This is a genomic window from Pseudobacter sp. (assembly GCF_051955275.1).
In the GTDB taxonomy this organism is placed as follows: Bacteria; Bacteroidota; Bacteroidia; order Chitinophagales; family Chitinophagaceae; genus Pseudobacter.
Map to the genome: position 1 here is coordinate 1 of NZ_JBQCGW010000133.1, position 12,242 is coordinate 12,242.

The 12,242-nt window shown below is 49.4% G+C and carries 11 protein-coding genes and 1 pseudogene; 4 read left to right on the forward strand and 8 right to left on the reverse strand.

The features are described 5' to 3' along the window. From ACTHMC_RS11440 to ACTHMC_RS11450, 3 genes and pseudogenes are all read right to left on the reverse strand, one after another. Positions 1-436: pseudogene (locus ACTHMC_RS11440) on the reverse strand (urocanate hydratase); the annotation flags it as partial. An 11-nt stretch (positions 437-447) separates the two neighbouring features. Next, positions 448-2,016: a histidine ammonia-lyase gene (gene hutH, locus ACTHMC_RS11445; protein ID WP_440413254.1), complete on the reverse strand. Its 1,569-nt coding sequence runs from the start codon at positions 2,014-2,016 to the stop codon at positions 448-450. A gap of 19 nt (positions 2,017-2,035) precedes the next feature. Continuing rightward, positions 2,036-2,521 carry a MarR family winged helix-turn-helix transcriptional regulator gene (locus tag ACTHMC_RS11450; RefSeq protein ID WP_440413255.1) on the reverse strand — a complete coding sequence of 162 codons (486 nt, stop codon included), beginning with the start codon at positions 2,519-2,521 and terminating at the stop codon, positions 2,036-2,038. Positions 2,522-2,843: 322 nt separating this feature from the next. On the opposite strand from ACTHMC_RS11450, the gene ACTHMC_RS11455 reads away from it, so the two are divergent. Together ACTHMC_RS11455 and ACTHMC_RS11460 are read left to right on the forward strand one after the other, a co-directional pair. Further along, on the forward strand, positions 2,844-4,046 hold the full coding sequence (locus ACTHMC_RS11455; protein WP_440413256.1) for a nucleoside permease: 1,203 nt from the start codon (positions 2,844-2,846) through the stop codon (positions 4,044-4,046). 30 nt (positions 4,047-4,076) lie between these two features. Further along, the gene (locus ACTHMC_RS11460) at positions 4,077-5,270 is read left to right on the forward strand and encodes a Gfo/Idh/MocA family protein (protein ID WP_440413257.1); all 1,194 of its coding nucleotides are present in this window, start codon (positions 4,077-4,079) and stop codon (positions 5,268-5,270) included. Between the two features lie 197 nt (positions 5,271-5,467). On the opposite strand, the gene ACTHMC_RS11465 is transcribed toward ACTHMC_RS11460, so the two are convergent. From ACTHMC_RS11465 to ACTHMC_RS11475, 3 genes are all read right to left on the reverse strand, one after another. Further along, entirely contained in the window at positions 5,468-5,662 is a 195-nt protein-coding gene (locus tag ACTHMC_RS11465) for a hypothetical protein (protein WP_440413258.1), read from the reverse strand. Between the two features lie 101 nt (positions 5,663-5,763). Then, a complete protein-coding gene (locus ACTHMC_RS11470; RefSeq protein WP_440413259.1) occupies positions 5,764-6,315 on the reverse strand; it encodes an OmpH family outer membrane protein in 552 nt (183 codons plus the stop codon). Between the two features lie 26 nt (positions 6,316-6,341). After that, the gene (locus tag ACTHMC_RS11475; RefSeq protein ID WP_440413260.1) at positions 6,342-8,066 is read right to left on the reverse strand and encodes a phospho-sugar mutase; all 1,725 of its coding nucleotides are present in this window, start codon (positions 8,064-8,066) and stop codon (positions 6,342-6,344) included. Positions 8,067-8,478: 412 nt separating this feature from the next. Here ACTHMC_RS11475 and ACTHMC_RS11480 point away from each other — a divergent pair, with 412 nt between their 5' ends. Continuing rightward, positions 8,479-8,736, forward strand: a complete 258-nt coding sequence (locus ACTHMC_RS11480; RefSeq protein ID WP_440413261.1) for an acyl-CoA-binding protein — start codon at positions 8,479-8,481, stop codon at positions 8,734-8,736. A gap of 213 nt (positions 8,737-8,949) precedes the next feature. Here the strand turns inward: ACTHMC_RS11480 and ACTHMC_RS11485 are convergent, their stop codons facing one another. Together ACTHMC_RS11485 and ACTHMC_RS11490 are read right to left on the reverse strand one after the other, a co-directional pair. Continuing rightward, positions 8,950-10,002, reverse strand: coding sequence for a hypothetical protein (locus ACTHMC_RS11485; RefSeq protein WP_440413262.1), 1,053 nt, complete (start codon positions 10,000-10,002; stop codon positions 8,950-8,952). After that, positions 9,995-11,461 (reverse strand): oligosaccharide flippase family protein, encoded by a 1,467-nt coding sequence (locus tag ACTHMC_RS11490; RefSeq protein ID WP_440413263.1) that lies wholly within the window; start codon positions 11,459-11,461, stop codon positions 9,995-9,997. The genes ACTHMC_RS11485 and ACTHMC_RS11490 overlap by 8 nt, the downstream gene beginning before the upstream one ends. A gap of 98 nt (positions 11,462-11,559) precedes the next feature. Here ACTHMC_RS11490 and ACTHMC_RS11495 point away from each other — a divergent pair. Next, positions 11,560-12,242: methyltransferase domain-containing protein (locus tag ACTHMC_RS11495; protein ID WP_440413264.1), on the forward strand; the 683-nt coding region annotated here is incomplete at its 3' end.

A 12,242-nucleotide genomic window follows, 5' to 3' on the forward strand; every position in this document is an offset into this window, starting at 1 on the left:
CCTGAACGATGCCCTGGGTGCCGATATAAATCCAGGACCCGGCCGTCATCTGGCCATACATCATCAGCCCTTTCTTTTCCAGTTCATCAAAATGCTGCCAGTTGGCCCAGTTGGGTACCAGCTGCGAATTGCTGAGCAATACGCGTGGCGCATCCTTATGCGTTCTGAGAATGCCTACCGGTTTTCCACTCTGGATCAGCAGGGTCTCATCCTCTTCCAGGTCTTTCAGGCCTTTGATGATGAGATCGAGTGCTTCAAAATTGCGGGCTGCTTTGCCGCGGCCGCCATACACGATCAGTTCTTCCGGGCGTTCCGCCACATCGGGATCGAGATTATTCAGCAGCATGCGAAGTGCGGCCTCCTGTACCCAGCCCTTACAGTTGAGTGCGGAGCCGGTGGGTGTTTTATATTTTACGGGATCGTATGATCTGGTCATGATGCAGGAATTTAGATGGTTGATAATTGAAACTGTTCGTAACCTTCATTCAGTAAGGATTTGCCGGCATTGGCAAAACTATTCACCTGTGATACAAATGAGTAGTTGTGTATGATCTCGCGGATCCGGTTGATATCGTTGGCAAAGATCCTGTCCTCTTCAGCAAACGATACAAAACCGCGCACATAGTCGTGTGCAAACTCCAGTATGGGACTGCTTTTCAGCGGTCTTCTGAATTCTATGGCCTGGCAGGCACTGAGCAGTTCTATGGCCAGGATATACTCCAGGTTGTCGATCACTTTGTTGAGCTTGCGGCCACTGATACTGCCCATGCTCACATGGTCTTCCTGGCCTAATGAAGTAGGAATGGAATCCGCACTGGCAGGGAAACAGAGGGTTTTATTTTCGGTTACAAGTGCGGCTGTTGTGTATTGGGGGATCATGAACCCGCTGTTGAGACCTACATTCTTCATCAGCAACATCGGCAGTCCCCATTTGCCTTCCAGCAGCAGGTAACAACGGCGGTCAGCGATATTGCCCACTTCCGCTGCGGCAAAACAGGCATAATCCAGCGGCAGCGCCATCGGTTGTCCATGGAAGTTACCTCCACTGATGGTGTCATCGGCAGCAAGGATGATGGGATTATCGGTAACGGAATTCAATTCAATTTCAGTGAGCTCTTTGAGGTGCAACCAGGCATTACGACTGGCCCCGTGAACCTGCGGCATGCAACGAAGGCTGTAGGGATCCTGCACGCGGCCACAATCCATATGGCTCTGCATGATGTCTGAATTGTGCAGCAGCAAACGCAGGCGTTGCGCCACCAGTTTGTTACCGGCGTAAGGACGCAGATTATGCAACCGCTCATCAAAAGGAGCCTTGGTGCCGGTGAGGGCTTCCAGGCTCATGGCGCCGATGATATCCGCAGCTTCCAGGCAATTGTGCATGCGCTGCACCGCCTTTACGGCAAAACTCAGGATGAACTGCGTACCGTTGATAAGCGCCAGTCCTTCTTTGGGACCAAGCTGAATGGGATGAATGCTGAGTTTCAGCAGCACCTGCTGGGCAGGCAGCTTCTCTCCTTTATAGAATACCTCACCCAGTCCGATCAGCGGCAGAAAGAGATGGCTCAATGGTGCGAGATCACCCGATGCGCCCACACTACCCTTCTCCGGAACTACGGGGATCACATCGTTCTCTATATGCCAGTTGATGCGTTCCAGGGTTTCAAGCTGAACACCGGAGAAACCCTGCGCCAGAGCCTGCATCTTGGTGATGAGCATGATCTTTGCCACTTCAACAGGTATGGGATCGCCCACACCCACACTATGGCTCTGCAGGATCTTGTGCTGCAACAGGCGGGTGTCTTCATCGGAAATGCTGTTGGATGCCAGGATACCGAAGCCGGTATTTACTCCGTACACAGTGCGGTTGGTGTCCACAATCTCCTGAACATGGCGTTGGCTGGCCAGTATTTTATCGCGACTCGCCTTGCTGAGCGTGCCACGCATCCTGCCGGAGGCAATGGCCAGTACCTTTTCCACGGTGAGGTGATCTATGCCGTATTGAAACTCGTTCATGTTTATATCTTTTGTGTTGTTATTTTTCCAATTTTGCTTCCACCCTTTCAAAAAGCGATGAGCTTGCCAGGCCGGTCTCCATCTCTGCTACTGCCTTCAGGAAATGTTTGCTGTGGACGCCTTCCTTTGCCAGTTCTTCCATGGCTTTGGTGAGCGCCTTCCATACGGGTTCGATCTGCTGTTGCAGCTTCTGGCCTTTGGTGGTGAAGGTCACCACTTTCTTGCGGCCGTCTTCTGCCGACGCAGTTGTTTTCACCAGCCCTTTTTCCTGCAGGCTGCTCACCAGCTGACTGATGGCGGAATGGGAAACGGCCAGTTCATCGGCGATATACCGTATACTCACCTGTTTCTCTTTACTCAGGATATAAAAAACGGGAAACCAGGAGGCGTCGAATTTCAGCTGATGTGCAGCGTAGATCTTATTCACATCTGCCAGGAAAGTTTCGCTGAGGCGGCGGAGCCGGCTGCCCAGTACAAGAAACCCGAGTGATTCGTAAAAGTTCATAAATAATGTATAAGTACTTATACAAATATAGGGAATCGGGATTTTAAAGTGCAAATAATAATTCCGTTGCCGCGACCTGCCCGCTGCTGGCAACTGAGTTTTATTGGTTCGCCGCATGCGAAGAGCGTATTACCGTGTGCAAGCCGGGAACCTTCCCGGGAGGGTCTGCATTAGTTTCTATCCGGGACAGTTTCTGCTCAATCGTTATAGCATGTGATTAATTTTTCACTGTGTACTGATGCCACTATCAAATAGTTTTGTAAATTTCCCTCTTATTCAAACAATTGCAGTCCATAACTTCTACTAAACCAACACAGAACTGATGAAAACCAACACGGGGATTTCGCTTGCCATTATGATGTTCCTCCAGTATTTTATCTGGGGAGCCTGGTACGTAACATTGGGTACCTATATGAGTGAACATATTAAAGTGGCAGATATCGACACTAAGATCGGTGACGCCTACATGGCACTGGCTATTGCTACCATGATCTCCCCTTTCTTTGTGGGAATGATCGCCGACCGTTTCTTTGCCGCCCAGAAAATGATGGGTGTGCTTCATATTGGAGGCGCAGTGGTACTATATCTGGCAACCATGGTTTTTGATGCAGATGTTTTCTTCTGGGTAGTATTGCTTTATTCCATTCTTTACATGCCAACCATCGCTTTAAGCAATAGTATTGCCTTCCAGCATATGACCGATCCAGGCAAGCAATTCCCCTGGATCAGGGTTTTTGGAACCGTGGGTTGGATCGTTGCTGGGTTCCTGATCAGTGGCATGGGGATTGAAAAAAGCTCTAACACTTTCGTAATAGCAGCGGCGGCTTCTGTTGCACTTGGACTTTTCAGTTTCATCTTACCTAATACGCCTCCCAAAAAAGATACGGGTGGCTCTGCCGGTAAAGCACTTGGAGTGGAAGCTTTTGCCTTACTGAAAGACAAGGCTTATCTGATCTTCTTTATAGCTGCCATCCTCATTTGCGTCCCACTCTCCTTCTATTATGGTTTTGCCAACAAATTCCTGAATGAGATCGGCATGGAGAACGCAGCAAGGAATATGAGCTTTGGTCAGTTCTCTGAAGCAATTTTCATCCTGGCCATTCCTTTCCTTTTCAACCGAATTGGTGTCAAGAAGATGCTGGTGATCGGCATGCTGGCCTGGATCCTCCGCTATGTAGCGTTCGCTTATGGTGATACAGGTTCCGGCACCTGGCTGCTGTATGCAGGTATCATCCTCCACGGCGTATGTTACGACTTCTTCTTCGTTACCGGTTATATGTATACTGAAAAGAAAGCAGGCGAAAAGATCAAGAGCGCCGCACAGGGCCTCTTCACTTTTGCCACTTACGGTCTGGGTATGGTGATCGGTACGAAGTTCTCTGGTTATATCGCCAACAGCTATGTTACTGAAGGGGGGCACGACTGGAAGAGCATCTGGTTTGTACCCGCTTACATTGCTATCGGCGTACTGATCTATTTCATCCTGTTCTTCCGTGAGAAAAAACAGATCCAGTCAAAAGCCTGATTCAAACATTCAAATACGAACAGATAAATTATGAAAAGAATTGCGATGCTCGGATCCGGGTTTATCGGTCGCTTTTATGCAGAATCGATACAGGGATACAGAAGCAGGGATACCATCGTCAGCATCTATTCAAGACGTAAGGAAAGCGCGGACAAATTTGCGGCAGACTATAATGTTGCTTTTTCCACCATCAATATGGAAGAAGCCATCGCCCGCCCTGATGTGGATGTGGTTTGTATTTCATTGCCCAATCATATGCACGAAGAAGCAGTGCTGCTTTGCTGCAAACACAAGAAAGCCGTGATCACCACCAAGCCACTCGGCCGCAATGGAGAAGAAGCCAAACGCATGCTAGAAGCCGTGGAGAAAGCTGGCATCTTCAACGGTTACCTCGAAGATCTTGTGTACACTCCCAAATTCATCAAAGCGCTGGAAAGTGTTAAGAACGGGGCACTGGGCAGAATCCTCTGGGCCAAAAGCCGTGAAACGCACCCCGGGCCGCATAGCGACTGGTTCTGGGATATCGAAATGGCCGGCGGCGGTTGTATCCTCGACCTCGGCTGTCATTGCGTGGAAATTTCCCGCAGCTATATCGGTAAAGACATCAAACCGGTTGAAGTGATGTGCTGGGCCGATACCCAGGTGAAACCTATCGATGCAGAAGATCATGCCATCGGACTGGTGAAATATGAGAACGGCGCGATCGGTCAGTTTGAAGTAAGCTGGACCTTCCGTGGCGGCCTGGATCTCCGGGATGAAGTGATGGGCACCGAAGGAACTATCTGGATCAACAGTTTCCTGCGCACCGGTTTCGATATGTTCACCACGGGCAAAGGAGCAGACTATGTTGCCGAGAAAGCGGAAAGCAACAGTGGCTGGCTGTTCCCGGTAGGTGATGAACTGAATGAGCTCGGGTATAACCATATGTTCATGGATATGTTCAATGCCATGGAGAAAGGCACCGATCCCAAAGAAACTTTCTATGATGGGTATGTGGTGAACTGTATCCTGGATGCAGCTTACCGCTCCGCCAAATCAAAACTCTGGGAGCCGGTGAAACTGGATATCTGGCGCGGCAGAACAGGCGTTACCAAAGACAGCCACCTGGTTGAATACGATGCGGAACATTACCTGGTTAAAGAGGAAATGACGCACTATGGCGCTAAGAAAGTGATCCTGAAAAATAAAGAAACAGGAAAGATCAGTGAAAGAACAATGGAATAATTCCCTTTCTGAAATTTTAGAAATCTGGCTGCCTCACAAGGGTAGCCATTTTTCATTTCGCAGTGCTCAGTCGCTCTGGTCCCCGCGAGTGACTTCTATTTGTTCGCCTCCGGCGAACGCCGTGTCGCCGGAGGCGACGGAATATCCGTCACTCGCGGTAACGCGAGTGACGGCTCTCCGGCTATTGGTAACAGGTATTAACTCGGTTTGTCCTTTGTATTTCGGATAAGGCCGATCCCGGCAACGAAAAAGATCAGCCCCAGGATGGAATAAATAGCAATCAGCTTGATATTCCTGGTGCCATTGCCGCCATTCACAAAATTAACGGCGGCCAGGATCAGCCCGATGGTTCCCAACAGGGAGAATACGATCCCCAGTATCCGCTTTTCCATATGATTGTTTTGCAGTAACAACTTCAAATCATATGCCCGGTATACTATAAGCAAAAGAGCCGCCCTGGTACAGAGCGGCTCCAACTTTCTATTTAAAACTGTTATGGTCGTTTTGTACCGCCGGCGGGTGCTGGCGCCGGGGCATTGAGAGTGATACCCAGCTTCTTTGCTACCAGCGGAAGGATATCATCCGCGGCAGGGAAAGCAATCAGCTGCTCCTTGCTAAGGATATATGCATAGCCGTTCTCTTTGGCAACCGCCTGTGTGGTATTCACTGCTTTCAGTTGAATAGGCTCCAGCAATTCCTGTTCTTTCTTCTGCATATTCTGCTGGGCAGATTGCTGAAAGCTCATTATTTTGACATATAGCTCATTCAGTTCTTTTCTTTTGACCTCACGCATGGCAGGGGTCATTTTGGTAGAGTCCGTGCTGAAGATGCTGTCCTTCCGCTGGAACTCAGCCTGGTAGTCGGCAGACTGCTGCTGCAGCGCCTTCTGATAATCTCCCATGTCTGCGTTTGCCTTCTTGTACTCAGGCATCGCAATGATCAGTTCCTGCAGGCTGATATAGCCGATCTTGGCCTGCGCATGCAATTCTTTTCCCGCACTCACAAGAACAATCGTCACCAGTAAACACGAAAATAATCTTCTCATTGTAGTAGCTGTTTTTAGGTTTTGTATTAAAGAGACAGGCCTTTGATGATCCCGTCAATCCTGCTTTTCAAGGCAGCCTGTGCTGCAGGGAATCCTGCCACATCCGTAAGCTGCGTATTTACGCTGAAATAGAATTTGATCTTTGGTTCGGTTCCGCTCGGACGGGCAGAGATCTTACTGCCATCGGCCAGGACGAACTGCAATACATTGGAGGCGGGCAGCTTGATGTCCCACTCCTCTCCTGTCTGCAGGTTGCGGCCGCGCTTCAGCTGGTAATCCAGCAACTGCACAACAGGAATATCATGCAATGATGCAGGTGGATTTTTCCTGTACTGCTCCATCATATCCGCGATCTCCTGCTGGCCGTTCATTCCTTTTTTGGTGATGGAGATAAGGTGCTCCTGGTAATAACCGAACTGCACATAGAGCTCCAGCAATTTATCATAGAGGCTGCGGCCTTTGTTTTTTTCATAGGCTGCCATTTCACAGAGCAGGGCAACAGCGCTCACGGCATCTTTATCGCGCAGCTGGTCACCGATCATGAGGCCATAGCTTTCTTCGCCTCCGATGATGTAATTCTCTTTTCCTTCTTTTTCCTTGATGAGCTCGGCGATCCATTTGAAACCGGTCAGCACATTGTAACAGGCAACATTATAATGCGCAGCCACCTGGTCGATCATATCCGTGGTAACGATGGTTTTGATCACCATGTCATTGGGCTGCGCAACGCCTTTTGCCCGGCGCGCTTCCAGCATATATGTGCAGGCCAGCACCGCCGTCTGGTTACCATTCATCAGTACCCAGTTGCCCTGGTTGTCCTTGATGGCAATACCCACGCGGTCTGCATCAGGATCGGTTCCCAGCAAAATGTCCGCATCCAGTTGTTTTGCCTTTTTGAGGCCGATGCTCATGGCTTCCGCTTCTTCCGGATTGGGATACACAACGGTCGGGAAATTTCCATCAGGCTTCGCCTGTTCTTCCACTATATGAACGTTGGTGAACCCGAATGCTTCCAGTACCTGTGGCACCAGCATAATGCCGCTGCCATGGATGGGCGTATATACTATCTTCAGGTCCTTCTGTTTTTCTATCACTTCCGGGTAAACGCTGAGGCCTTTTACCATTTTGATATAGGCATCGTCAAGATCCTTTCCGATGATCTGGATATTGGCTTCACCGCCGCTCCATTTCACATCATCCACGGAAGCGATCCTGTCCACTTCACGGATCACGTTCTTGTCGTGTGGTGGCACCAGCTGACCGCCATCATTCCAGTATGCTTTATATCCGTTGTATTCTTTGGGGTTGTGAGAGGCTGTACAAACCACGCCGCCCTGGCAACCCAGTTTGCGGATGGTGAAGCTCAGTTCAGGTGTGGGCCTGAGAGATTCGAAGAGAAATACCTTGATGCCGTTTGCCGCCATTACATTGGCAGTGATCTCGGCAAAGGTGCGGCTGTTGTTGCGGGGATCATGGGCAATGGCTACACGGATCTCGCCGCCGGGATAGGTCTGTTTGAGGTAATTGGCATACCCCTGCGTACTCATCCCCACTGTGTATTTGTTCATACGGTTGGTGCCCACTCCCATAATGCCACGGAGGCCGCCCGTACCGAATTCCAGCGTACGATAGAAGGCGTCTGCCAGTTCATTAGGGTTTTCTGATTCCAGTCTCCTGATTTCATTTTTCGTGTCCTGATCAAAATTTCCATTCAGCCAGGCATTCACATTTTCCTTGATCTTTGCTTCCATAATTCGGTTTAATTTGAACGGCCCCAAATTGGGTTAAGAAGGTCTGAAGTTATTGAATTTTATGGATTGAAAAACCCGTAAACCAAACGTATTTTCAGGTATGGTCACTGGCCACAGGAATAATGGGCCTGCATCACCAGCAAAAAAAATGCCTGAATGAGAGCGGGCCCCAGTGCCAAATCCTGCCGGAGTATCATTGAATTGCACCGCGCTTTTCGCTCAGAATGGGGCTTCAAATGGGGCGATATAGCCGCCCATACTGCCGGTGCCCTCATTTCCTGGCCCCGGATACCGGTGGCACCCGGGTCCGCACCGGCCGGTAATGCCTCCTGACCGTTTTCTTTGGGGTCAGCATGATCAAATTGCCTGCGACCGGAACAATTCCTTACATTCGCAACAAATCAACAATTTTATGGATTTGACATCCCGCTTCGAGCAAGCAGTTGCAGACAGCAAAAATCTCACTGACCGTCCCAGTAACGACACGCTATTGCAATTGTACTCTTTTTACAAGCAGGCCACCGAAGGGGACATCAATGTGGACCCGCCTTCCAATCCATTCGATTTTGTATCCAAAGCCAAATTCGAGGCCTGGGCTGCCCTCAAAGGCAAGACCAAGGAAAATGCCATGGAAGAATACGTAGAACTTATTGAGAAACTGAAGAACTGATCTTCTTCGGTTTTACATTGCAGTGAGCCCTCTTCGGAGGGCTTTTTTGTTTTATTCCGCAGTGTCCGGGAAAAGACACAAGGTGTGCCCAGCAGAAGATCCAAGGTGTGCCCAGTAGCTCGCGTCCCCGCAAGTGACTTCTATTCCGTTGCCTCCCGGCGACAACGTGCTCGCCAGCGGCGAGCAAATAGCAGTAACTCGCGGGGACACGAGCTACTGGGCACACGCTGAGTAATGGTTTTCTATTTTATGTAGCGCGAGGCGGAAGCCCTGCCCGGTAGATACTGAAGTGGCAATAGTTCTTACATTGTTGCAGATAGAGGCATACTCCTGAGAAGTTATGGAATCGATGGCTGATTGAATTGAATGCAGGTTACTGATGGCAATGCCCAGTTTGTATTGCTGTACCAAACCCGCCAGAGCAGTATGTTCCGGCACAATCAACGGAATGCCGCAAAGCAGATACAGCGATGCTTTATGAGGAGAAATGATAGACAAATAAGGACCGATATTGCCGGATACTTCATCCAGGCTATCTCCATACCAGACCAGTCCGTATGATGCTTTCAGTTTTTTGGGTAGTGCATACGGCTCTGAAGTGCCCATGTACTCGAGGTTTGGCTGTGCTGCCATCTGATCCGTATAAGGCTGTCCATATACTCTGAACAATATTGAAGGATTTACCAATTGCAGATCGCCCAACCTGTTGAGGAAAAGCCCTTCCTGCAAATTTCCTGCATACGCCACGGTATGCCCCTGTATCCCAGGCTGATCGTTAGGTTCCGCCAGGAAGTCAAAGAAATTAATGACAACGCAACTGGCTTCCGGAATTTGTTGCAATACCCAATCCTTCATCCACTGGTTGTGAACGATGAGATAATCATATTGCCTGTACGCATTCAGTTCCTTCTGCAGCAAGGCCGGGTCATTGTGTTTAATGCCATTGATATCGCCCAGCAGGGCCACTCTTTTGATACTCCGCCTCCACCCCAGTAGGCTTACCAGCCAGCGGTTCATGGTGGCGTATTGGGGAAGAAGAAATACAACAATGGAGTCCGACGGAAGCAAAATGAAGATGCGAAGAATATAAAACAACCTCCTGATCTTACTCAGCAAGGAAAAACTGAAATGACAGGGTAGAAAAAGCGGCTGATAATGCTCTCCCTCCAGGATGCGCTCTGCATCGGTATACCCGATACCACCATTCTGGTAGGGCTCCTGGAGATGCTCCTGGATGAAGAATTTTGTATATGGCCGTTTATTCATTGACTGTTTGAGGCTTTCGGAAAAATGTTAGCTGAACCCATTGCCGCAACATAATGGCAAAACTGTTCTTCAGCACCAGCAACTGCAGGCAAATATACAGGAGCACACAAACAGGTATGCCAATGAGCAGGATGAGTCCATCAGGCAGGTGCAGATAATTCAGCAGCCAGACCACCGGAATGAAAACTGCCGAAGCTATTACCGCATGCAGCATCACTTTCCCATAACCGAGGTTCAGCAGCGGCAAAGCGGTTACTGCATAACGCCATGCGCAGCAGAATGTGATCAGCTCCGCCAGGATCAGCGCTGCAGCCGCACCATTGAACTCAAATTGGGCAGATAATATCAGCGTGAGCGGAATAAACAGGAAATTTCCCGCAATCTGGCTGATCAGTGATTTCTTTTCCAGCTGGTGCGCCAGCAATACCTGGTTATTGAAGAAAAGCCCCAGGCATTTAAGCAACGGGTATAAAGAAAGGATCTGCACCGGAACGATGCTTGCTTCAAATCTGCCACCCAGGAAGGATCGCACCAGCGGGCCGGCCAGCAATCCCACACCCATACTGGCCGGAACGGCAAAGAACACCAGCAGGTGAAGGTTCTTCTGCATCACCGTTTCCATTTTTTCATTATCCCCTTCATTCCTCAGCGCTACAATGCGCGGAAAGAAAACCGTGATTGAATCGGTCAGCAGTAAAGAAGCTGTTCTTACCAGCTTCGCAGAAAAAGCATAAATGCCTACTGCTGTAGAACTGCTCACCAGCCTGAGCAACACATTGTCGAGCATCAGCGTAATGCCGTATACAAGGCTGATAGCGTAAATGATCCTGGTAGACTTTACATGCTTACGCAGTTGCAGGTTAGTGAAAGAAATTTTCACTTCCCTGAACAGCAGGATATTGTTCCAGATACTGTTGATGATGGCGGCCAGCACCATGATCAGGTAGTAAATAAAATAATCGGATGGTGCTTTCACCAGCAGGAAAAGAGAGAGCAGTGCAAGGCTCCTCGTCAGCAGTGAACGAAGGGTAATGTACCGGAAACGCTCCATGCCCATGAAATACCATTCGCAGGCAAAGCTGTTCACCAGCAGGTAGGAAACAGAGAACCAGATCAGGCGGTAGTCCTGTATCTTTCCCAGTAAAAAGAGGATGGAACACGTATACAGCAGCATGGCTGCAAGCGATGTGATCACGTGCAGCGCCAGCAGTTCAGACACCAGTTTGCCCAGTGCAGCCGGCTGATTGCGGTGCTTGGCCACTTCCCGTATGCCATACAGTACTATGCCGAATTCGGCGATATTGATAAAGTAATAAGTAAAGGAATCGATGAAGCTCACCTGCCCGATACCATCCGGCAACAGTACCCGCGAAACATATGGTATGGAGATCAGCGGAAGCAGTACATGACTGACAGACAGCAGGAAATTATAGGCCAGATTTTTCCGGATACTCAGCAATGGGATTCAGTTTGCGGTTGGAATACTGTTACAAGGGCTGGGCGAATATAATCACTTATTCTTTATACATTTAAACAGAATATCTATTTTTGTTTAATATGCAGCCTAACCTCCTTTCTCTGTTACGTTGCCCGGTTACCCGCAGCAGCCTTGAATTACAGGTGATAAACACTTCCCGCCGCACCTACGACGGGAAGGATGTGGAGATCATTGAAACCGGTTTCCTCTTCGGTGAAAACAACTGGTGTTATCCCATCATCGGCGGCATTCCCCGCCTGATAGTTGAGGCCATGCTGGTATATGAACCATTCATGTCTGCCAACCTGCCCGATTTCAGGTCCAGGAAACATAAGATAGAACAGGACTATCCCGGACTGCTCCGCTACGTTGAAAAGAAGAACCGGAAGACCCGCCAGAGTTTCACGCAGGAATGGGGGATTTTCAACTACGAGCAGGACAAGGTATGGGACGCCGATTCAACGGGCATGCTTAACCGCTTTTTACAGGAGACTGATGAAACCCGCGAGAGTATCAGGGGCAAGATAATCCTGGATGCAGGCTGTGGGAATGGCCTGCTAAACCAGCTGGTGGCCGGCTCCGGCGCTACTATCCTGGGCATGGATTTCAGCCAGAGCATTGAAAGGGCCTGGCAGCAGAACCGCTATGCCAATGCTCTCTTTATTCAGGGCGACGTACAATACCCTCCCGTAAGTTTCGAAGCCTTCGATATCGTGCACAGCAGTGGCGTTCTCATCTGCACAAACAATACGGAACTCAGCTT